The 21,324-nt window shown below is 34.1% G+C and carries 24 protein-coding genes; 4 read left to right on the top strand and 20 right to left on the bottom strand.

Annotated elements, in window-relative coordinates; translation table 11 throughout:
• Positions 1-2 precede the first annotated feature (2 nt).
• The 15 genes from QJV27_RS09945 to QJV27_RS09875 form a co-directional block, all read right to left on the bottom strand.
• Positions 3-593 carry a hypothetical protein gene (locus tag QJV27_RS09945; RefSeq protein WP_281448771.1) on the bottom strand — a complete coding sequence of 197 codons (591 nt, stop codon included), beginning with the start codon at positions 591-593 and terminating at the stop codon, positions 3-5.
• A gap of 87 nt (positions 594-680) precedes the next feature.
• Entirely contained in the window at positions 681-1,199 is a 519-nt protein-coding gene (locus QJV27_RS09940) for a phage tail fiber protein (protein ID WP_281448770.1), read from the bottom strand.
• Between the two features lies 1 nt (position 1,200).
• Entirely contained in the window at positions 1,201-2,736 is a 1,536-nt protein-coding gene (locus QJV27_RS09935) for a DUF3383 family protein (protein WP_281448769.1), read from the bottom strand.
• 387 nt (positions 2,737-3,123) lie between these two features.
• On the bottom strand, positions 3,124-3,456 hold the full coding sequence (locus tag QJV27_RS09930; protein ID WP_281448768.1) for a hypothetical protein: 333 nt from the start codon (positions 3,454-3,456) through the stop codon (positions 3,124-3,126).
• 134 nt (positions 3,457-3,590) lie between these two features.
• Positions 3,591-4,361 (bottom strand): LysM peptidoglycan-binding domain-containing protein, encoded by a 771-nt coding sequence (locus QJV27_RS09925; RefSeq protein ID WP_281448767.1) that lies wholly within the window; start codon positions 4,359-4,361, stop codon positions 3,591-3,593.
• Positions 4,362-4,524: 163 nt separating this feature from the next.
• Positions 4,525-4,938 carry a hypothetical protein gene (locus QJV27_RS09920; protein ID WP_281448766.1) on the bottom strand — a complete coding sequence of 138 codons (414 nt, stop codon included), beginning with the start codon at positions 4,936-4,938 and terminating at the stop codon, positions 4,525-4,527.
• 77 nt (positions 4,939-5,015) lie between these two features.
• Positions 5,016-5,603: a hypothetical protein gene (locus QJV27_RS09915; protein WP_281448765.1), complete on the bottom strand. Its 588-nt coding sequence runs from the start codon at positions 5,601-5,603 to the stop codon at positions 5,016-5,018.
• A 12-nt stretch (positions 5,604-5,615) separates the two neighbouring features.
• On the bottom strand, positions 5,616-6,062 hold the full coding sequence (locus QJV27_RS09910; protein WP_281448764.1) for a DUF4054 domain-containing protein: 447 nt from the start codon (positions 6,060-6,062) through the stop codon (positions 5,616-5,618).
• On the bottom strand, positions 6,062-6,418 hold the full coding sequence (locus tag QJV27_RS09905) for a hypothetical protein (protein WP_281448763.1): 357 nt from the start codon (positions 6,416-6,418) through the stop codon (positions 6,062-6,064). The genes QJV27_RS09910 and QJV27_RS09905 overlap by 1 nt, the downstream gene beginning before the upstream one ends.
• A 2-nt stretch (positions 6,419-6,420) precedes the next feature.
• Complete coding sequence (locus tag QJV27_RS09900; protein WP_281448762.1) at positions 6,421-7,464, bottom strand: major capsid family protein; 1,044 nt, start codon at positions 7,462-7,464, stop codon at positions 6,421-6,423.
• A 15-nt stretch (positions 7,465-7,479) separates the two neighbouring features.
• Positions 7,480-7,953 (bottom strand): structural cement protein Gp24, encoded by a 474-nt coding sequence (locus QJV27_RS09895; protein WP_281448761.1) that lies wholly within the window; start codon positions 7,951-7,953, stop codon positions 7,480-7,482.
• Between the two features lie 2 nt (positions 7,954-7,955).
• Positions 7,956-9,200 carry a DUF2213 domain-containing protein gene (locus tag QJV27_RS09890; protein WP_281448760.1) on the bottom strand — a complete coding sequence of 415 codons (1,245 nt, stop codon included), beginning with the start codon at positions 9,198-9,200 and terminating at the stop codon, positions 7,956-7,958.
• 146 nt (positions 9,201-9,346) lie between these two features.
• The gene (locus QJV27_RS09885) at positions 9,347-10,744 is read right to left on the bottom strand and encodes a DUF1073 domain-containing protein (protein WP_281448759.1); all 1,398 of its coding nucleotides are present in this window, start codon (positions 10,742-10,744) and stop codon (positions 9,347-9,349) included.
• A gap of 84 nt (positions 10,745-10,828) precedes the next feature.
• Positions 10,829-12,274, bottom strand: a complete 1,446-nt coding sequence (terL, locus tag QJV27_RS09880) for a phage terminase large subunit (RefSeq protein WP_281448758.1) — start codon at positions 12,272-12,274, stop codon at positions 10,829-10,831.
• Complete coding sequence (locus QJV27_RS09875; RefSeq protein ID WP_281448757.1) at positions 12,222-12,542, bottom strand: hypothetical protein; 321 nt, start codon at positions 12,540-12,542, stop codon at positions 12,222-12,224. The genes terL and QJV27_RS09875 overlap by 53 nt, the downstream gene beginning before the upstream one ends.
• Positions 12,543-13,222: 680 nt before the next feature.
• On the opposite strand from QJV27_RS09875, the gene QJV27_RS09870 reads away from it, so the two are divergent.
• The gene (locus QJV27_RS09870; protein WP_281448756.1) at positions 13,223-13,525 is read left to right on the top strand and encodes a hypothetical protein; all 303 of its coding nucleotides are present in this window, start codon (positions 13,223-13,225) and stop codon (positions 13,523-13,525) included.
• A gap of 171 nt (positions 13,526-13,696) precedes the next feature.
• On the opposite strand, the gene QJV27_RS09865 is transcribed toward QJV27_RS09870, so the two are convergent.
• Complete coding sequence (locus tag QJV27_RS09865; RefSeq protein WP_281448755.1) at positions 13,697-14,671, bottom strand: GlxA family transcriptional regulator; 975 nt, start codon at positions 14,669-14,671, stop codon at positions 13,697-13,699.
• A gap of 270 nt (positions 14,672-14,941) precedes the next feature.
• On the opposite strand from QJV27_RS09865, the gene QJV27_RS09860 reads away from it, so the two are divergent.
• On the top strand, positions 14,942-15,736 hold the full coding sequence (locus QJV27_RS09860) for an acid phosphatase (RefSeq protein ID WP_281448754.1): 795 nt from the start codon (positions 14,942-14,944) through the stop codon (positions 15,734-15,736).
• A gap of 291 nt (positions 15,737-16,027) precedes the next feature.
• Here QJV27_RS09860 and QJV27_RS09855 read toward each other — a convergent pair whose 3' ends face one another.
• The 4 genes from QJV27_RS09855 to QJV27_RS09840 all read right to left on the bottom strand — a co-directional run bounded on the left by QJV27_RS09855 (position 16,028) and on the right by QJV27_RS09840 (position 18,683).
• On the bottom strand, positions 16,028-16,426 hold the full coding sequence (locus QJV27_RS09855; protein ID WP_281448753.1) for a hypothetical protein: 399 nt from the start codon (positions 16,424-16,426) through the stop codon (positions 16,028-16,030).
• A gap of 82 nt (positions 16,427-16,508) precedes the next feature.
• Positions 16,509-17,042, bottom strand: a complete 534-nt coding sequence (locus tag QJV27_RS09850; protein ID WP_281448752.1) for a hypothetical protein — start codon at positions 17,040-17,042, stop codon at positions 16,509-16,511.
• Positions 17,043-17,169: 127 nt separating this feature from the next.
• A complete protein-coding gene (locus QJV27_RS09845) occupies positions 17,170-18,006 on the bottom strand; it encodes a hypothetical protein (RefSeq protein WP_281448751.1) in 837 nt (278 codons plus the stop codon).
• On the bottom strand, positions 18,006-18,683 hold the full coding sequence (locus QJV27_RS09840) for a hypothetical protein (RefSeq protein ID WP_281448750.1): 678 nt from the start codon (positions 18,681-18,683) through the stop codon (positions 18,006-18,008). The genes QJV27_RS09845 and QJV27_RS09840 overlap by 1 nt, the downstream gene beginning before the upstream one ends.
• A 1,048-nt stretch (positions 18,684-19,731) precedes the next feature.
• On the opposite strand from QJV27_RS09840, the gene QJV27_RS09835 reads away from it, so the two are divergent.
• Both QJV27_RS09835 and QJV27_RS09830 read left to right on the top strand, forming a co-directional pair.
• Positions 19,732-20,490 carry a LexA family protein gene (locus QJV27_RS09835; protein ID WP_281448749.1) on the top strand — a complete coding sequence of 253 codons (759 nt, stop codon included), beginning with the start codon at positions 19,732-19,734 and terminating at the stop codon, positions 20,488-20,490.
• 326 nt (positions 20,491-20,816) lie between these two features.
• Entirely contained in the window at positions 20,817-21,164 is a 348-nt protein-coding gene (locus tag QJV27_RS09830) for a hypothetical protein (RefSeq protein ID WP_281448748.1), read from the top strand.
• Positions 21,165-21,324 lie beyond the last annotated feature (160 nt).

The raw sequence follows: 21,324 nt of genomic DNA, 5'->3' as shown, positions 1-21,324 counted from the left end.
TCCTATGGTTTGGGGGACGTTTGGGGTGTATCTGATTTCTGATTCTCTATAGTTTGATTGATTGTACTGATAAGTTGGGCTAGGTGTGGCCTGCTGCCTTTGATAAAAAAATCAGTGTGTAATTTGAATGCCTCCCGTTTCAATGCAAAGATCGTTGATGGCTCTTCGATATATTGTGAAAAATTATTTGATACGGGTTCGGTTAATTCGGTTTGCCCTGGGCTTAGATAAATAGAACAACAATTTAATAATGGTTCCATAATCTGTTTTAAAGCATCGAAAGGCAACTGAAATACTAATGAAGAAAAATAAATCGATAAATATTCTGTGGCTTGACTTATTGTGGCCTTGCCCTCACCCTTTTCTTCGATAACTTGTTCGACTGTTTTATTTTCGCTGAGATCTTGAATATAGGTATAAACAACTGGCAATAACAACAATAAATCCTTTCGATCGACATTTCTTAAAACTGCGTTTATTGTTTTTTCTGCCCATTCTTCAGTATCGAATGCTGACATTTCAGTGATTTTAAATAATTTTCCCTGATCCCTGCCAGGTTCAGTAATTTTGATATCTGTTGTTCTACGTGCCATCTATTTTCTCCAATTTAAAAAAGGCACTGGTGTGCAGTGCCTTTTGATCAATCATTTATACTTTATTAAGGAAGGGTAACGTATTCCCTACATTTCCAACGTTTCATCGACGGATTCAAACCTGAATTTACAAGGGACAGGTTGCAAGATTTTTGCGTGTGTTGGAATAGATTGCCAATCAATCCAGTATCCGTTGTTTAAGGCAAAGGTTTTGCCTTGGGATGGAACAATCATAGTGCCGTTAAACTTCATCGTTTCGCGCTGCACTTGCATAATCTTTGCCAGTGACTGTAACGTTGCCAATGAATCAGAGGCAGCAATAAAGGTAATGGTTAATTCTACCGTTTGTGCGGTTGCCAAATACCCCCCGTATAAATTACCCTCCATTGAGGTTTGGGTTTCCACCATATTTTGTTGAGAGAAACTAAAAGGGTTATCTGATGTCATTCCTTCAAGACTAAGTGGAACGCCAACCAGTGGGGAAACAAACCCTGTTGCTGTCGAGCCTAAACCTACGGCGTCGGCTGCTGTATTATTTACCCAAGGATTAGATGCGATTAAGGTCAATTTCGTGTTAATCGCTGTAATTGTTTTATTTGCTGACATGTTATTGAATCTCGATGCTGTTCATATTAATTTGCTGGACGGATTGACCATCGGTATACCAAAAACTAATCGGTGGTGAGCCACGTTGAACCCTGACTTGGGGGGTAACGCGCGCCATATCAACCTTAAGATAATACCCCGTTGACGTAATATTATTAATCTGCGATTGGTTTAATCCAGCCTGTTTTAAAGCCTGGACTTGTTGGTCTGAAAGCCCAATACCCGTACGAATGGCACCAAAGTTCATAAACTGGTCAATGGCGGGTTTAATAGCGGTGGTTAAAATCCCCTTGCCATCAGTATTGTATGGAATTTGCCCCTTGGCCAATAAGGTCAAAACAAAATAATACTGAAACAGGCGACGCATCCAAACTTGGCAATACCAGCTGTCCAACCATAGATATTGTCCTGAAATACGACCTTCATACATAAAGGTAAAATTAGAGGTTGCAGATGCCCAAATACCGTAGAAATTATAGCCATTGGCTTTTAATGCCAGTGCTTGGTCTTCATCGGTAACATTGGCGGTCAACAAAGAACTGCGCCTGAATGCCGCGGTAAAGCGACCGTCCGTTTTGGTTAAATCCCAAGCTGCAGGATATCCTGCAATAAATGCACAAAGCTCAAGATTATTATAAACACTTACAACGCCCTCATATCCAACAGCAGCTACTTTTTCGGCAAATGATAAACCTTTGTTAGGGAAATACGCGTTATTGTTACTGTCTGACAAAATAACACATACGTCGTCTCTCATGGAATGTGCCCATTTAGCAAATTCCATTTTTTGTTCGTCGTTTACTTCCCACGCCAAAAATACAGAACAAAAAGACAAGTTTTGTTTGCGTAAAGTATTTAATAACCCAACTACACTTGGATTAGAGACGGCAACAGACTGCACAGCCCCCTGATCTCGTGACAGGCGCAAGTTGTTTGCTAACTCCCCACTGGCAAAACCCACCGATGATTTTACGCCAGTAGTTGGAGACGTCACAATCAATGAATTTGTGCCAGATGAAAAGGAAACTGTAACTTTAGTTTCTTGATCTGATATTGCTTTATTTAACGTTTTTGCCAATAAATTTCTTAAAAGTGTTGTTAAATAATCTGCAGCGTCGCTAAAACTATTGACATGAGATAAATCAATTGCCTCTTTACCAACTGTTATATCATGACCATCGATATTAATCTTCAGATCTCCACCAAACTTGCGTAGATCTTCCAATTTTATATACGACAAAGACCCACCAAGTAAGCTTGCGTTACTGTCTGTTGTATAAAAAGGTGCCATATATAATTGTGCAGCCACACGGTCTGAATCGGTAAATCCAGCAAAATAGACATTGGCTAAATTATATTCAGTTGAATCGTAACCAAATAATTTCCCAATCTGATCTGATGATGTAAACGTCGTAATTTGATTAGCCGCAATAACGCCTTTTTGGGTTAATAACAAACCAAACAAATTATTCCCATTATTCCCAACGTCCAATACACCGGGATTAATCTTAACTATATTATTTAAAGGGATACTCATTGTTTTCCTTAATTTATTAATTAATTATGTAAAATACAAAAGGGCGCTAAAAGCGCCCTTTTTCACGAAGCAAATAATTTGTCAATTCTGCCCGTTTTTGTAACAAACGATCGAATATAATATATAAAAACCACCCTATTGAATGGCTCAAAAATTAAACAGTGCAACATACTTTCATTTGTTGTGAGCTACACGGATATAATAATAATTTGATACACTATTCTTAAGCTCACCTGAGTTACGTATATCTATCAATAAAGATAGTACAAGTAATCAATATCAAAGTGCTAATCTATAATTTTGATAACTAAAATACAATCAAAGAGTATAACATCATTGATCCAACTATTTTATGGAATTTCAGCAGTATTCACTAATAACAATTATTCATACAGATTTTGTAAGAGCTGTACGAACATCTAAATAATATACCAATGCTGCAAGCACCATTGCAAATGATGGCATCAATGCGAACAGACAAACATAAATAGTGGATATACGTGCTTTTTCAGGGGTATCAACAACGCCCACCTCTGAAAATAACCAGTAAATTACTGCCCAACCAACAAGCCAAACAATAAAAAACATTAAATATGCTGGTATTTTCTTTACTTTAATTGCTGTATTTTGCAACTGTTTTGCTGTCACGGAAACGGTTGAGATGACAACACCAATGGCAATGATGAAAGTTAATCCCCCAACAATTCCCGCCTTAAACATTATTACTAATCCCATAATTGCCTACTTTTTATAAAAAGTTGTTTGTGTAATTGAGATTATAAAACATAATGTTCTTTTTGAATCCATTCTTATTTTATACAAATTTATTGATCGATTTTTAAAAGAATGTCTTATTACCCTCCATAAGTTATATATTTAAATTTTTGGAATATATATTGTAACTTCTTAGCATAATATAGATCCCCCTTAACATTGTATCTTTTTGCAATACTAGCAAAAGTAATTGAATGCCATCCACAAATATACCTTTGTATAGAAGCTTTTCGATATATTAACCATGTGCCAGATTGTAAATATCTTGTCCGAACACCTCTATTTAATGACTGCAAAATACCAATAGTTGTAAGTTTATCTTTTGCAATTTGAGTTAAGGTATCACCCCTTTTAACCTGAACAACATACAATTGCTGATCAACATCTAAACGCGTTCTGTATTTAAATTTGGCATGTCTCAATAATAAATATGCAATACCTGCCTTAATATTTAATTGCGGATTTTTTTGAATCTCTGCTTTATTTTTGTAGGTTAGATCTTGTGCAAAAGCAGGAGGGATTATTAACTCAGCACCATCACTTACGATTTTATTTTTACCATTTTTTTGTTTAATCTTACGAATATTGATTACAGCTTTTAATCCATTATCTCCATTATTCCCAATTTGCATCGGTTTAAAATGCCATTGAGAACTATGTTGACCTGTCTCGACCCATATCATTGCTTTGATTAATCGCCAATCCAAATCGTGATATTCTGGTGTCGAGCGCAAATGCTGGTTAAATTGATTAACGATATTGCGAATATCATCATCATATTCATCCCAAGCAATCGAAGTCCGGTCAATGGTAGTTTGCCAAGATAAAGGAACTGTTGCATAATAGGACATATCACTCCTTTTTATGAACAATAATAGGCTAAAATTCACATTTATATAGAATGTTATAACCCAAAAATTTTGAAAATTACGAACCAACAGTTTAACGGTGAAGAAATATATTTTATTAATTAATTTAATTCATTAATAAAATATAAGCTTAACAACGATAAAATTATTCAACGTAATCTTCGATAATTGCATCATCATCTTGAGGTTTATCGAGTTGTGCAACGACTACAACCTTACACCAATCTGACCCTTCCCAAGATTCTAAACGTTGAACCACTAGCCATCTTCTACCATAAAATTCTAAAAGATCACCGCCAGCTCCCCTTACACGATCAATGCCAAAAACCTGACCATTCACATAGACAACTTTACGCTCGCCCTGTTGGTTTAAAAAGTGACTATGTTTTAATACGTCCCCAAGCAACGACTGTATTTGCAACTCTACCTGAACTGGATCCTCGTACAGTGGTTCTTGTTGCGTACCGTTTAACGCATATCCTTTGGAACGATAAATAGACCCTATTATATTAGGATTTACTGTTGCTATCATTCCGCGGACAAGATCATGAATTTTCATGATGTTTCCTAACTCATTATCAACTCGTAAAATAGATATTTAAATAAATCGTATAACCAATAAAATCCTATGAAATATCAAAGCCCTTCCCACCAAAACTCTTTGTTTTTAGAAATAAAAACAGAACCATTCTGTAAAGGTGGCCAATTTTTATGGGTCTTTACAAAATTACTCCAAAGCGTTTTGGTTACTTTGGTAAAACCAATCCCGCCGTAATCACGAAAAGAACCTTTACCAGGCATATCATTAATACCACGTAATAATGTTGTGCTGTGACCAGCATGAATAACCACACCATTAGGCATCCGACAACCAATCACAACACAATCTTGTTCCTCGTCATTCTCTTCTTCTGTCACGGGCTGTTCATACTGAGTTTCGCTTTTTCGATAAGATTCATTACCTATCAAACGGTCAACGGGTTGGAACTCGTCAGCCATATCTTTGCCTTCTTCATCCTCTTCACTACCATAATGAAGTGCTTTAATATCTAAAGTATTATGCAATATGTCTATTGCATTTTCTGCAGAGAAATCCTCTTCGTTTCCATCATCTATATCAATAGCAAGCTGCTTAATCTTAGATTTACCCGTTTTACTTTTCAGTATCTTTGAATTTGCTAATTCGGTTTTATGAGTTCTTTTTTTTGCCTTAACATTAACCATTTTGTTGTCCTTCTAAGGGAATATGCGATATCTTGGATCGGGAATAGGTCGAATATAAAATGTGCTGCGGTATTTTTTGCTTAATGCCCAAAACTCGTATCCATAACGGCTTTGCGCCAACCATGGATCAATTTTACCAGAGGTGCTGCCCGATGTATCGACAGACAAAGAAATACTGCCTTCGGATACAGATTTAATTGGCCCCATAATTTGATCGTTACTCTCAGTTTTTTTCTGTAAAAAAACCAAGTGAGATACCAATAAATACAATAAAATACGTCGTTCCTTAACACAGGAAACTGCACTATTTTTACCTGGATTGAAATACATTGCTGCACGTTCAGCAATTTTACGCACATTTTCCGGCCGGAAATAGCTTTCTAACTCAGGAAAGCAAGAAGCCCAATCCGACCAATCAAAAACCAGTTCCCGATCTGAATGTTCAGATCGTTGTTCCATTATAATTTTCCTGGTTGTACCTGTTCTAATGTTTTTGGAAGTTGAGAGGGGTCGAGACGTTCTAATCCACTTTTTACATCAGATTTTTCGTCTGCCTCATCTAACAAACGTTTCTTTTTATCAGACGCAAAGATTAATCCCTTTTTTACAGGTTCAAAATCCTGATGTTCTTTAATCCATGCCTCCCAAAAATCCCTTGGAACTTTGGTTAACCCAACACTATTGAGTGGGGCCATAAAAAAAGGCGCTTCAACGCGCCCACTTTGCATAATTCCATTAAGTTTTATTCGCTGCTTACCCATGTCCAAATAGATCCCATGGGGTAACTTGCACGCTACTAATACGTCATCACTCATGCCTATACCCCAATCATTTGTGCAACCAGCACAGGACGGGTTAAAACAGCCCCCCACGAACCTTGGGTTAATTTTTCTTTCATGGAAGAACTTTCACGAACAACACCATGACTGCGTAATTTCTCAGAAAATGCGCAGGTGAATGTATCCAAACCTTGATAATTTTCAACAAAAAGTTGTACCAGTTCCCCACCTTCTGTTGAAAGTTGAGGCGCACTCATCTGCACTAAATTAGGGAAGTTCTTCTTGAGTAAATCAATAACCCCAATACCATATTCGTTGGTTTTCAGTAAATGAGCCTGTACTTCGTTAGAAACTACTAATTTTAAAGGGCTGTCCATATCAACAGCATTGTCTAAATGAATAACCCCTTTAGTTTGAGATTGTAACTGACGATATAATTTTTGGATATCGTTATAAATCTCCATCGCCGTTGCATTTTCCCACGTCGTCCCCCCTGCTGTTTTTGTGGTGGGGGTAATAGCAGGTAATAGCCCTGGATCGTTCAACGCCCCGTAATTTTGCAGGTTTGCCACCCCAAAGAAATAGCTCTGATTTTGCCAATGATTTAACAATAGGGCTGCTGCCATCCGTTTACGTGAGGGAAGATCAATATTGGCCAAACCCGCACGCCCAACTTCACGATCCCCCCATTCAGCGAATGCTTGCACTAGAAATTGTTGACGTTGAGGAAAGTCCGTATTCATACGGCTATAACCCGCTTGATTAAAATCCCCATATGCAGCAATATCTCCAGCAGGCTCTACAACGGTAAACATCATGGTATCGTGTAGCCAATCCCCTTTTTTTGCTTCACCATAGATTTGTGCAGCTTTTAAGGGGGCAATTAAAACCTCAATAATCTGTGGATCAATATAGGTGGTAAATTGTGCAGGGATCGCATTATTTGCCGCAGTTATCGGTGAAAATGCACCATCGCCAACGCGTGCATTTGTTGTATAATCGACGACATTTGGCAAATGAATACCAAATTCGTTTTCTAGTACTGTTCGATCACGAACCCATGATTTTGTTTGAATTGTCATTTTAAATAAAACCTTTTAAATCCACGCAGAAATGGCAACAATCTCACCACTCTTTGCACTTGCTACATATTTATATGCTGTTTGTACAGACTTACTACCACCAAGACTGACCGCTCCAGTTGAAGTGGAGACGTTTACAACATCTCCGCGCTTTACTTCGCTTACTTCTTTAGGAAGCATAATTAAAAATTCACCTTTTTCAAAAACACTGACCATAAAACCACTAGGGATCTTCATAGAGTGTTCCTCTAAATATTGCCCTGGTATCCCAGTTAGTTCACGTGCCACAAAACCGTCAGGAGAACCAGTACCTTTGTTACTAACAGTATTTGTTTCTTCATCAACCCATACAAAAGAACCTGCTAAAATGCCTTCTTCTCCTGCTTGGTAGTACCCATTATTCAATAAGGACACTCTGACATTGGTAGAGGCAAAATCACCATGCCATCCTTTGGCAGGAACTAAATTTACTTTACTTTGAAAAGACATTCTTAAATACTCCGCAAGCGTGTTGCACCAAAGCGTTGCAGATCGCTTTGATGTGTTTTTTTACTGTCGTTAACCCTTAATGAAGATCGTTGTGAAATGGCTAAATCAACTGCATATTTTAAGCCACTATAATTCATTGATGATGGGGGGGACTTACCAGTTGTCTCAATTAAAACACTCCGTAAAATGGCTTCACCATTATCTTCAGTAATTGCCCATTCACCAACCAATGGTTTGACCAACATTCTGGCTTCATGCGCTTGCTTGGCTTTAGCCATAATTCGTTTTTCTATTGAACGTTCAATAAAAGCTGCGTCAAAAGCCTTCACTCCTTTTAAGGACTGTTCTTCATTTCCGCAATCTTCTACGTCAACATCTTCTTTATCTGGGCTGTAAATTGTGTTAACAGGATCCTCATCCCCAACATAATCCCCGTCAAAATCTTCATCCATTACCCGATTAATGGTTTCGTCAATTTGTGTATCTTTTATGCAATCACAATCCGCAGCACCAAGATTACGTGATAAAAGAGCTTGTAAAATTTTTGCTATATATTTGCGACGTGTTCCACTAATCGTGGCAATTGCATCTTCTACATCATTGTGGTTCATCCCACTTTGACCTAAATGATCTGCAAGGGCTGCACTAAGTTGCATCCCCATTTTATTGAGTTTTGGCATTCTGTTTTTAAACCTTTCGTCTGAAACTCTTACATCAGGACCTGCCCGTCCCTCTGCCACCAAGGCGACATGATCAACATAAATTTCTGTCATGACCCCATCATAATGTTCCCCATCAAATATTCCTTTATCCATCACTGGTATAAATGCATAAGAGGCTGATAATTCCGCCTGCGTATTATCCTTGATCGCGCGAATATAATCCCCATCCCAAATCGTAATGGAAGATTGAATATAGGGATAAGAGAATACAGGATCGGAACCAGTCGTTCCGATAACTTTGGAATTATCCAAATGCGTTGCATCAGCAGCCTTGTGCTGGTACAAAATCGGACGTTCTTTAAAAGAACCTACGGCTTTTTTTAATGCCTCTGGGGAACGTAAAAATCGATATTTTTTATTTGGGTTTAATCCATATTGTTTATGGTTATTAATCTCAAATCCATAATACTCACAAACATTTGCCTTAGTTAAATTGGTATTACGTACTCGCAAATGTCCGTTCCAGTCTTCGAAACGCATCGATGATGCATCAAAAACCAAAGCTCTGTTTAACAATCTAGACATTAATATTTCCAAAAAATAAGCAACCCTTGAAAAATCAAGGGTTGCTTATGACGCTATTAAAAAGTTTTTCTAAAATAAAAGTAACTAAAAAAATAATAAAATACTGTTGAAATAAAATATATTACTATATGTTTACTAAAATTATTCTACATTAAATTGATATTCGAAAACAAAGACGTTTTCGCACTATTTTGTAAAATTTCTTGAACTTGTTGAGAAGTTAAAACATTACGCTCTACATAGTCGGTAAGTGTCTTGGCAATGTTAACTTCTACTTGAGATTGTTCTACTTCATCGATTTGCCATAGTGAATTAAAATCAAATGTAATATTCTCATCAATATCACCAAATAGATGAAGTTGTACAATCCTTAAAATCATTTCCAACGGTGCACGCAAGACAGATTCTTGTAACGCTGCAATTTTGTCGTAAAAACACCTTACTTCACCATCAGACGAGGCATTTAACCCAGATGGAGTAATGCCTAATAACTTAACCAAGGGAATGCCAGAAATTGATGCCATATGTTCTTGGGATTGTGCCTGCAATTTATCCAAACCTGATAAAGGAGTTGCAATATTAGCAAGATCTTCTGTCTCTTTATCAACAATTTGCAGGCCGCGATTATCTCGATAAGCTGCCATTAATTCTGCACGTTTACTTAATTCCTCACATCCTGGACTCAATAATTGGGATAAATCTGTTTTTAAAACCATCGTTGAAAAAGATTTAATCAAATCTGATACAGACTGACGCGTACGTAACCAATTATCGACATAAGGCTTGCACATAAATGCAAAAGGTACTCCCCCAAAGTTGTAAGCTGGTTTTAAAATATCAGGCACAGGCTGTGAAACAATAGAAATTAGTCTAGAAGCATGCACCTGTTGTCCTAAAACCCACCACAAAGAAGGTGTGTAAAAATCATCTGCAAAAGGATCAATCGCATTATACGCAACAGGGGTAACCCACGTTGGATCAATTAACTTAATGCCTTTTAAATCACCCTTGTTGATTTTTTTTGAACTTAAAAAGAGAGGGGCAGATTTTTCATCTTCACTGTTTTGGGCTGTTTTTAAATCAATATATAAATAAGAAAGACCAAAATATCCTTCTTTACATAATGCCTGACGTATAATGCCTTGGATATCAAGACGTTTGAATTCAGTTTGGATTTTGTCCAAGCGATCAGAATAAGCAATTTTTTTACTAATTTGACGAAAGGTAATCCATTCTCTTGTTGCTTCTTCTGCGCGCGTTTCGACAATCATACGATATTCGCCACGCAGTGATAATTGAGCCAAATAAGGATATCCTGGAAAGCCAATTCCTTCTTCGAACAAAGTAGTAACTGGATTATTCGTTACATTAAAATTACGAAACTGATCCATAAACATGCTATCACTAACCCCAGCGCACTCATCATGTTCTCCAACAATACCTTCAGGCACTTCATAAGGAGAAAAAACATCTTGTTTATTTATCAGCTGTGAAACCTGTGTATAAGGAACATACACATCTTTGAGCTTTGTTTTTTTAACCATTACTTATATTCTCAACATTTTGATAAAAAAAAGCCCTTCAAAAGAAGAGCCATAATATCCACCACGTTTTTCTTACTAATCCCATTAAATTCGTGATAGCCTTGCAAATGAAGGCATTTTAGGCAGGCGCTTTTTAATCGCAACATATTCGAATGCCCCAGCCGCAGCATCCACTTGATCATCATGTGTACCATCTGGAAACGACATTAATTCATCCAAGAATGCTCTGTTCCATGGTGCACGTACTAAAGCAACATTTCCTACATTTACCTGTGCGACTAAGGGATCAGCACGTATAACTTTGCTACCAGTTTCACGAACAGCTGCAACCTTGTAACCAGCTAATAATTTAGTATAATATTGCACTTGAGCAACCCCTGCCTGACCTGGATCCTGAGATAAAATAACTTTGACCCCCTCTCCATCTTGACTGGCTATTGCTAAAACCGTTTTTTCAACTTCATCTGGACGTCCACGAAAACGAACAACGTCCAAAATCGTATATCCTCCATCTTCGTTACGTTGCATTTTAACCCCTACGGTCCAATCAGGGTCATATCCCTTTGTAGCAACCGTCGCAGCAAAATCCCAACGTCTGACTATTTGTGCAGCTTTGGAAGCTGCATCAATAATTGGAATTTGGGCAACCTTAAACACACTACCCATTGAAAGCACAGGATCACCTTGATACAAAGCAGCCCAATCACGTGCACCAACAGCACTTTCGATTTGCGTTAATTCATCATTTCCAAATGCCTCTGGCCATAAAGGATCCCCAACATCACGTCCCAAGGGATCGTTTTCCTTTGCTCTAGCTGACAAATTTAATACATCCCATATCTCGCCAGAGCCATTTTGCATCTCCTGCAATAAACGCCCTGCCAAATCATCCACGTGCCACCGTGTTAACACTAAAATAATGGCTCCTTTTGGCATAATACGCGTTCGTAAAACAGATTTATACCAATTCCACACATTATCGCGAACGGTTTCACTCTCTGCATCATGACGATCTTTAACTGGATCATCAATTATTGCTAGATGCCCACCGTATCCAGTAATACTGCCACCAATACCAGATGATAAAAAAACACCTTGATAATTAGTTTCCCACAAATCCTTGGCTTTACTATCCGCTGATAAAGTAACGTTTGGAAATATGTTCTGAAATAATCTAGAAGCAACGATATTTCGCACATCTCGACCGAAACTATCGGATAATTTAGCAGAATAACTAGCCATAATTAACTGTTTTGATGGATTTCGTCCCAAAAACCATGCGGGAAAACGCTTAGATGTCAATTCACTTTTACCATGACGAGGAGGCATAAATACCATTAAACGTTTAATTTCACCCCTTTCAACAGCTTCTAATTTATCACACAAAAACTGATGATGAACACCAATAGTATAATCACGTTTGGTATAAGTTGTGAAATGAATCAAACGGTCCCTGGCCGATTGTCTACGCATTAATTCATTTTGAGCTGCTTGTTTTGCTTTCTCCGATAAATATTTGCAACTCTTCATCGGTCATTTCCTCTGGCCTTTTAAGATTAGTCACCTCCAACTTGGATTCATTTAGCTTAGCATGAAGATAAGGTGCAACTTTATAGGCGACATTTAACGCCAAGTCATAATTTTGGTCTTCCAAACTTTTATTCATAATATAAACCATAACTTCTAACGGTGATTTTTGATTTCCCTCTTTGATATTTTTTCTTATTTTTGAAACAGAGTTTTTAATTTCATTGCCAAATAACGACTCCTGCTTTTTGGTGCTTTTTACTATAGCCATTCCACACACCTTACAAATATTTATTTATCAAATATACTAACTGTGATCTTGGAAAAGGTATAAAACCTGATTTGATATAATATGCAATTTCTATAAAGATAGAAATTATTGTCTAGAATCGAAAAGAACGTAACGTTAAATAAATTATAAAAAAAACGCAAATATATTATTTTATAATATAATAACAAACTTTTGTACATATTGTCAATTGTAAAACATGATGAATATATAAATAATATTAACAGTAATTGATCACTAAATATTAATATAATCCTATCAATAATAGTTAACTCGATACCAGCATTTTTTTTCATTAATATTTATACCTATCTAATATTTAGGCAATTTTAAGAAAAAAGCTTTCATTGTATTATTATTTTAACGTATCAATATTTGTCATTTGCAAATAATCATAAATATTTTACAAGACAATAAAAATAAAGTAGGACATTTTATAGAAAGAAATCTTAACTATGGCAAAATTATTCTTCGCAACAACTTTTCTTACAAGTTACTCGCATAAATTATTCGCACAAATTGATTTTAAATATTACATAGAGTAAACAATTTCATGAAATAAAAAATATAAAAATATACTATTTACTTTTTATTATAAAAAAGTAATTATTACTAAATAATAATTAATATTCCTAAAACTACAGAACAAAACCATTGAACAAATGAACGATAAATTAAATTCTAAAGAAGACCTAAAAAGAGCAATTTTTAAATTACAATCTAATTTAGAATCTGCTGCCCAAACGCTTAACATAGACGAACAAGAGACGTATTATAAAAATCAAAAAAGCTTGATAGAAAATTTACAAAACATACTAGCTGACGAAACCGTTCCTTTTGAAGAAATGAAAATCCTTGTCTCATTACTATTGAAATTGCAACCTCCTTCAAAAACTAACAATAAAAGAGACACAAAGACGGTGTCTATTAACACCTCCTCGCATAAAACTTACAACTTAATGTAAATTTTTAAGGTTTTGCCAATTATCATTGGTAAATCCTTATTTCTTCATAAACTCTTTACTCTATAAATACTATTTTTAGTTAATTTACATTTTGCAATCTATAATTACATAACAGTTGTACACTACATATAACTGTGAATATATAGACTATTAGTTATGCAAAACTGATTCTTATAATATCGAAAAGTTATTACGATAAACATTTGGCGTAATACCAACGATCTTAATAAATATCTTGCAAAATGCATTATAATCTTTATAACCAACTTTTTTCGCAATATGTTCGATACATAAATCAGAAAACTGCAAAAATTCCTGAGCTTTATGCACTCGATGTCGTTGAATATATTCTGTGATATTCATTCCTGTTGCTTTAACAAAACGACGCTGCATAGTACGTATTTCCAATTGCGTAACTTTTGATAGAACAACTAAGGTAAGATCAGCACCTTTCGATTTTGAAATATAATTTTGTGCTTTCAAAATTGCGGAGTCTCCATGCTCCAAACAAGGTGAGAAAATTCGATAATGACATTGCTCTCGTCCTGATGGTTGCATAACAAACATTTTAGCAACCGCTATTTTAACGATTGGCCCAAAAAACCTTTCAATTAATCGAAGGCCTAAATCCCCCCATGACATCGCTCCACCAGCTGTAATAATATCCCCATCATCAATCAGTAACTGATCTGTATCGACAATTATTTTGGGAAAACGAACTTGAAACTGATCATTATAACTCCAATGAGTTGTTGCATAACGATTTGATAATAGCCCTGTTCCAGCTAATAAAAAAGCCCCTGCACAAACAGAAGCTAGAATAGTGCCCTTTTCATGATGTGATTTTAAAAAACGAATATAAGGTAAATTACTATCAATATCAGGAATACCTTTTAAACAAGGCGGCAAAATCAATGCCGAGAACTCTTTATAAGAAGCCTTTGTTTTTAGAAAAGCAATATTTGTATAATCTATTTTATCTTCTAATTGTATAATACTTACTTTTAAATCAACCATTGATTGACTATTTTCGTATTTAACTAGCTGATTTGCTACAATAAAAAGATCTACTAATCCCAAAATTGCAGCCTCTTGGGCCCCAGGATACCGTAGAATTCCTACATGTATTTGTGAAATTTCAGTCATTCTTTTTCAATCAATATTATTACCATACTAAAAACAACAATTATTTTTTAAAAAATTTTAAAAGTACGCACCATGTTTCCTTTCTAATAGTTACTAATTTTTCTAATTAAAAATTCATAAAAATTACAAATTAAAAATAAAATACTAATATACAATACCTAGTGCGAAATATATTACTACAGGACTAATTATAACAAACATAGTAAATACACTATTATTGATATTGAAGCTATTCGATTCAAAAAAAATTACCGATAGACTGGGATTCTAATGCCTTTAAAAACAACGTTATACTTACTTATATTTAATAATTTACTCCTATATTCTAATACAATAGCAAATGAGAGAACAACACAACCAACCTCAACTTATCAGACAAAGAACTCAGAATATCGAGCTTCTTTCTTAACAAAAGATGAAATAGCAAATGGAATTATAATTTTACCACCGCCACCTGCGTATAATAGTATTGCATTTTTAGCTGACAAAGCAGCTTATAAAGAAGGATATGCACTACAAAATACACCTAGATGGGACGAAGCTGCAAATGATGCCGACCTAACTGACAATAATATTGGAAAACCATTTTCACAAGCGTTAGGAATTGAAATATCTAAAACAAATACACCTATTACTTACCACCTTCTAAAAAAACTATTAATTGATAGCGCTTATTTGGGCACCCAACCTACGAAAAAATATTATAAACGTGTTAGACCATTCATATTTTTTCATCAGCACAGCTGCACCCCGCAAGATGAACATATTTTGAAAAAAGACGGTTCATATCCCTCTGGTCATTCCGCATTTGGCTGGTCAACAGCACTTATTCTGTCAGAGATATTCCCACAAAGGCAAAATAGCTTATTAAAAAAGGGATATGATTTCGGACAAAGCCGCGTTATTTGTGGGGTACACTGGCAAAGCGATGTTGACGCAGGTCGTATTATCGGTGCATCAATTGTTGCAAAACTGCACACAAATCAAAATTTTATAACTGAACTAAACAAAGTCAAAGAAGAAATTCTTGAAAAATCAAAAATCAATCCTAAATCTGACGAATAAATTGAAAAGGAAGAAGAAAAGGAAAAAAGCGCTTACTCTCTAAAGTGTTACTAAACGATCTTTAATAACCGGGAAAATTATAGAGAGTACAAAACCTTTTCTGCTTCCCAATTTTAATTTAATCGTTTCGATAAAACATTTCAATATAAAAATTATTTATTTTTATAAATTGAACGCAATTAATCTATTATATAAATAATATACCATTATTTGTTCAAGATTGCAACTAAAAAAGTGAACATAAATAAACTGGCTATTTTATTAAAATAAACCAGTCTATATAAATATTCTTTATTGACAGGGTTTTTTTGAAAAATTTAAATGTCCTCGACCTTTTCTACATGCTTGATCAACATCTTTTTTGATAACACTCCAACGTTGATTAACATCTTGCTCTAATAACAAAATGTATCGTTTTTTCACAATACTGTCATCATTCAACCCATCAAGAGTAAATATCACTTGTCCTTGCAACGGACATATTTCCAGTTTTTTACAGAAAATCCGTTTATACTCCAAGGAAGATATCAAATACCCTTCTTCGTCACCACTAGGCAACACATCTCGTAAAAAATTTATTGCCACTTCTATTGGTTTTTGTCCTTCCTGACCCACATACAAACTCTTAGCCTGAACAGCACCATTAATTAAGACTCCCAAAAAGGCAATCAGTGTTACTTTCTTCGCCATATAATTCGCCATATAATTAGATCCTATTTCCAACAAAAGCTTTAAATTTACTATAATATAACTGGCAAATAAAGATATTAAGCTACAACGAATAATTTTCTTTTAAAGCTTCTTCTAATAAGATAAAAGCAGAAAGAACTTGCCCCATAGTATAATGCAGATTCAGCTTCACTAGTTTTGAAATTTCTTTAGTTCCTATATTTCCTAAAACGATCATATCTATAATTTCGCGATGATACCGCCCCATACTTTTCCATATCCTAAACAACTTATCATACGCTTCATGTTGTGAAGAAGATGGTTCCCAATTTCCTCTCCCTTCTTTTAGCAAATTAATCCGAGCATATAAATCACCTGTACTTCCTAATGCTTTTTCACATAAAATTGCATAGCGTTCTGCACAATTTCTTTGCTCTTCAGAAATTGAACCCCTATTCATCATTTCGTCATATACACATTTACGACGCAAACGAGTAACTTTACGTTTAGCACTGTTTGGTTCTTCACCAATCTCTAAAGCATATTCGCCCCGTAAATATGGAAGGGTTAACTCATGCTCTTGAACAACCGAGGGTAATAATTTTGGGGATTGTTTTTTCTTTATAAACTGTGTCATCTTTTAATATCCATATTCATTATTTTTAGTGGTATGAATTATAGCTCTTTTTAATTTTTAGATTATTTACTTCTTGTCTAAATTTCTGCTTAAAGTAAAAAGTTATAATTATCATTAACTTAATACTTTATGCCTCACGACGAATAGGACCAGAAACCATACCAAGACGTCTTAAATCCTCGATTTGTGTTTGTGTTGAACGAATAATATTAATCTTATCTTGTAATATATTTCTAATATCTTCATTCATTACTTTTTCTTTACATTCTTCTAATTTTTCGATAAGTTTAAATCCATCCATATTCACTGCATTTTCAGGAATGTAAGACTCTACAAGAATACGAATACGTTCAGACAATTGATCTATTGGCGCAAATTTAGCCTTAAGTTGGTTCAACTTAATTAAAAATTGTATATTTTCTTCTTTTTGTTGTTCATCTGAATCATCAAAAGCCTCATTATCGATCTTACCTTTTCTCCGTTCTACGACACTTTCTAAAAAAGCAATTTTTTTTTCTAATAGTTGCTTTTGTTCCATTAACACCTTATCTATCTCATAAGCGGACGGAAATACTGGCGTTACCACCGCAAGTCTTCGACAAGTTTTTTCGTTAAAGATAATTGCAGGAACGTTTTTAAAAACACTATATAAAGCCTTAACTTTAAATTCAAACACTGGTTCAGATAACGGGTTAGCAACTAACATATTAACCGCTTTAAACGTTTCAAAGACAGTCTGATAATCAACCTTGATATGATATATATTTTTTAGTTCTTTTAATAAAGAACAAGCATCTTCATACCTATCTTTAGCGACACGTATGAAATCGCAAGGTATAGCTAAATCGGTAATACCTTCTTTTCGATAAAAATATACTTCTTCATGATCCTGTATCCATTCTGGTAATGATGGTAACATAATGTCAGAAAGATAATTTTGCATTGTTATAATCTGTTTAACCATTATTCCCAACCCCATACGATATTGTAACTATTTCTAAATATTCCAAATAAATTTAGCTTAAAATTCAAATATTTTATAAAACTACCAACCCTCGCAGCTTTTTTACTATTTAGAGAAAAACTTCTATTTTTAAAAATCGAATACCAATCTACCTTTGAGACTTCTTTTATAGATGAAAGGCCCTTACTACTATAGCGATCAATTGCAGCTTTTCCTTTATCAAAACAATATTTTTCAATGCAATTGAAATGGTAATCACTCAAAATTAACTGTAAAATAAACCACGTTCTAGAAAAGTCGTTTAACTTTATGTTGGAACTATTGATCTCTTCAACTTTCATACCTGCATCGATATATATGTTTAAACTTTGTGTGCAGTTTTTTTTACAAAAAAAAACATATAAAAATAAAATCTCTATTATATTCTGTTCTTCTCTTTTTTTTTGTCGATGACCACGTAAAATGAGTGTATATTTTATGTGATTATCGTCCTTTTTTTTTGTAAAAATTCCACCGTCTTCAAAGAAATGTACCAACATTTCATTTTGTAATAAATAATAATATAAAACCTTTCTAGCAACTCTTAGATACGTGTCATATGGGCTAAATTTTTGTAATATAAAATTTAGAAAATCTTTGATAATTAAAGATAAATTCCCTTTAAAAATCGTTGCCATATACGTGGCACAATTATTTCTTAACCTTAACAAGACTTGAACTCTCCATGGCTCTTATTGCATAAAATAGTAACTTACCTAACGATTTTTCTTTAAGAAAATATTCCAATGAAACTTTCTTCTATTTAATCTACCATCAATTTTGTTCATTGCCTTACCTTTTGTGAGAGATACAAGACCTTATTTATTAATTATTTTCATTAATATTATATATTGCGAATGAACACTTATTAGCTTCTTAAAATATAGAATAGTTTATCCTTAAAACATGCATTATAAATATTACAAAAACATATTTGATGTTCCTTTTCTTGATAAAATATATTCAACTAATAACTTAAATAATACGATAACAGAACAATATCGTCAGTGTTATTGAAACATTAATTGGATGACTATTATACATTCCTTAGCTATTCTGCTCTCTTCATTTAAATATCAACACGATATTTTACTTTTCAAGAAAAGCTAAAAACATGAATTGTTACATAAACAATAAGGCACTGAACTAAAATTCATATTCCTCCCTTCTTTCCTTATTAAACAAAGAAAAAATATGAGAATACACCTATATAATATCATTTTCGTTTCCAAAAAAAGATCAAGTTTGGCAATAGATAATTTCAGATTTATAACTTTTTACTTTATGTAAAATTGTGATTTATAAAAAAAATTTTTTTTTTTTATAAATATAATGCTTGAATGTATAAATAATATCACCAATGTACAATAACATTACCAACTTCTAATATTTACAAAAGCTCGTTATTCATCAGAAAGAAAAATTTATTACATAATATTCAATAACAACTCACCTCACTTCACTTCACTTCACTTCACCGGATAATTAATGACATGCAAATCACAACACTGAAACACAATATTAATGACAGCAACCTCTATACAACTAAACTTATCGAACTTTTTCCTTATAAACCGCTACCGTTACAGAAATAAAATTTACGGCGATTCCGCCTTATTGTCAATATCAAAATAAGGTGTAAAATCCTTATTGTTCTATTTTTTATACTCAGTAAGCATTGCACATATGACCAACAAGATTTTATTAAATCAAATAGACAAAATTCTAAAAGAAAAAAAAATAAGCGCTAGAAAAGCCTCAATCGACGCAGGCGTAGGAGAAGATTTTATTCGAAATTTACGTCGATATAATAATATGCCGAAAACTGATAAACTTTTGAAACTAGCGAATTCGTTAAATATTGATGTCAATTTTTTTCTTGATGCCTTAGAAAAAAGTCCCCAAAAAAAAATTCAAACGACAAAAGATCATCTCTTACCTATCCCGATAACAACAATTTATATACGAGGAGAAGTGCAAGCTGGGCAGTGGAATTCTGCTATTGAATGGCCTCAAAGTGACTGGATTCCTCTTACCGTTCCCATTGATCATCGATATCAAAAATTTACGACTTTTGCTCTTACAGTTAAAGGAGACTCTATGAACCTTCTTTACCCAGAAGGAACCGTAATTATTGCAGTAAACTTTTCAGAAATTGGTCGGAATCCTGAAGATGGAGATTGTGTTATAACAATTAGACGTGATGCTTTGACTGATTGCTATGAAGCAACTTTGAAAATTATTCAAATTAAAGACGATGGATCCGTTTTACTTTGGCCTAAAAGTGATAATCCTAATTTTGTAAAACCTATTGTCCTACCGACCATAAATTCAAAATACCAAGAATCTAAAATGGAAGGAGATAGCGCATCAACACCTGATCTTGTAATCCAAAGTTTAGTAATAGGCAGCTATAATATTGTCGGTAAAATGAATATTAAATAAGTCTAACTCATATCATATCACATTGTTACATAGTCATATGAAACACAATAACAAAACTGTGTTATAATTTTACAATTTGTAGTGAAAATTTAACTATATTATAAAACATATGGGTTGCATCTATTAAGTTATAAAGCTTGTAATGAGAAGAGGATAAAATTAACTTTATCCTCTAATTCAACAAAGATTCAGAGAAAATTTACAAAATTATTCACAAAATAGGATAAATAATAACAGTAAAAAAATAACGACATATTGCCAATCTTATTTTATTATGATACTGGAATAATTTCTATCGAAAATATATTCACAAGGACAAAAAAAAAATGCGTGAAATTTCAATCGTTGAATTACAAAACATTGCTGGTGGAGTTACTGGCTTAGGATTCTTTGGTAATATCGGCTTACAAGTTGGAAGCTTCATTGGATCACTTGCAGATAGTGCAATCAATTTATTGGGGGGAAGTAGTGCCCTAATCAGCCCAATTTCTGGCTATTTAGGTGCAGGTCTAGGCTCTTTTCTGGATGCACCTATTTCTTTATTTTCAGGTTTAACAGCAGCCCAAAATACATTAAATGTGGCTGTACAGTTAACTAACACTGGTATAACAAATATTTTACCTGCTATTGATATGGGTATTAGCAGCATTTTCACTCCACAAACTGCTAGCTAGATATAGCTAAGAAATTTTGATAATACTCTATATATAAATAAAGATAAGATAAATCTAAATAAAGATGACATTAAATTAAAATAAAAATTAAATCTTTATTGTTTTATTTGTATCGTTATGATAATGAAATAATAGTTCATGATTGAATGGACTAATAAAA

This window comes from Commensalibacter oyaizuii, assembly GCF_029953265.1.
GTDB classification, from domain to species: domain Bacteria; phylum Pseudomonadota; class Alphaproteobacteria; order Acetobacterales; family Acetobacteraceae; genus Commensalibacter; species Commensalibacter oyaizuii.
This window is presented reverse-complemented; position numbering and strand designations above follow the sequence as displayed.

Excerpts from the sequence above, each read along its gene's own strand:
- QJV27_RS09840 (WP_281448750.1), bottom strand. The coding sequence starts at position 18,683 with ATGGCAACGATTTTTAAAGGGAATTTATCTTTAATTATCAAAGATTTT.
- QJV27_RS09910 (WP_281448764.1), bottom strand. The coding sequence starts at position 6,062 with ATGGAACAACGATCTGAACATTCAGATCGGGAACTGGTTTTTGATTGG.
- QJV27_RS09935 (WP_281448769.1), bottom strand. The coding sequence starts at position 2,736 with ATGAGTATCCCTTTAAATAATATAGTTAAGATTAATCCCGGTGTATTG.
- QJV27_RS09850 (WP_281448752.1), bottom strand. The coding sequence starts at position 17,042 with ATGACACAGTTTATAAAGAAAAAACAATCCCCAAAATTATTACCCTCG.
- QJV27_RS09855 (WP_281448753.1), bottom strand. The coding sequence starts at position 16,426 with ATGGCGAAGAAAGTAACACTGATTGCCTTTTTGGGAGTCTTAATTAAT.
- QJV27_RS09940 (WP_281448770.1), bottom strand. The coding sequence starts at position 1,199 with ATGTCAGCAAATAAAACAATTACAGCGATTAACACGAAATTGACCTTA.
- QJV27_RS09845 (WP_281448751.1), bottom strand. The coding sequence starts at position 18,006 with ATGGTTAAACAGATTATAACAATGCAAAATTATCTTTCTGACATTATG.
- QJV27_RS09925 (WP_281448767.1), bottom strand. The coding sequence starts at position 4,361 with ATGTCCTATTATGCAACAGTTCCTTTATCTTGGCAAACTACCATTGAC.
- QJV27_RS09900 (WP_281448762.1), bottom strand. The coding sequence starts at position 7,464 with ATGACAATTCAAACAAAATCATGGGTTCGTGATCGAACAGTACTAGAA.
- QJV27_RS09885 (WP_281448759.1), bottom strand. The coding sequence starts at position 10,744 with ATGGTTAAAAAAACAAAGCTCAAAGATGTGTATGTTCCTTATACACAG.
- QJV27_RS09895 (WP_281448761.1), bottom strand. The coding sequence starts at position 7,953 with ATGTCTTTTCAAAGTAAAGTAAATTTAGTTCCTGCCAAAGGATGGCAT.
- QJV27_RS09905 (WP_281448763.1), bottom strand. The coding sequence starts at position 6,418 with ATGAGTGATGACGTATTAGTAGCGTGCAAGTTACCCCATGGGATCTAT.
- QJV27_RS09875 (WP_281448757.1), bottom strand. The coding sequence starts at position 12,542 with ATGGCTATAGTAAAAAGCACCAAAAAGCAGGAGTCGTTATTTGGCAAT.
- QJV27_RS09890 (WP_281448760.1), bottom strand. The coding sequence starts at position 9,200 with ATGTCTAGATTGTTAAACAGAGCTTTGGTTTTTGATGCATCATCGATG.
- QJV27_RS09915 (WP_281448765.1), bottom strand. The coding sequence starts at position 5,603 with ATGGTTAATGTTAAGGCAAAAAAAAGAACTCATAAAACCGAATTAGCA.
- QJV27_RS09865 (WP_281448755.1), bottom strand. The coding sequence starts at position 14,671 with ATGACTGAAATTTCACAAATACATGTAGGAATTCTACGGTATCCTGGG.
- QJV27_RS09920 (WP_281448766.1), bottom strand. The coding sequence starts at position 4,938 with ATGAAAATTCATGATCTTGTCCGCGGAATGATAGCAACAGTAAATCCT.
- QJV27_RS09870 (WP_281448756.1), top strand. The coding sequence starts at position 13,223 with ATGAACGATAAATTAAATTCTAAAGAAGACCTAAAAAGAGCAATTTTT.
- terL (WP_281448758.1), bottom strand. The coding sequence starts at position 12,274 with ATGAAGAGTTGCAAATATTTATCGGAGAAAGCAAAACAAGCAGCTCAA.
- QJV27_RS09830 (WP_281448748.1), top strand. The coding sequence starts at position 20,817 with ATGCGTGAAATTTCAATCGTTGAATTACAAAACATTGCTGGTGGAGTT.
- QJV27_RS09835 (WP_281448749.1), top strand. The coding sequence starts at position 19,732 with ATGACCAACAAGATTTTATTAAATCAAATAGACAAAATTCTAAAAGAA.
- QJV27_RS09945 (WP_281448771.1), bottom strand. The coding sequence starts at position 593 with ATGGCACGTAGAACAACAGATATCAAAATTACTGAACCTGGCAGGGAT.
- QJV27_RS09930 (WP_281448768.1), bottom strand. The coding sequence starts at position 3,456 with ATGTTTAAGGCGGGAATTGTTGGGGGATTAACTTTCATCATTGCCATT.
- QJV27_RS09860 (WP_281448754.1), top strand. The coding sequence starts at position 14,942 with ATGCCTTTAAAAACAACGTTATACTTACTTATATTTAATAATTTACTC.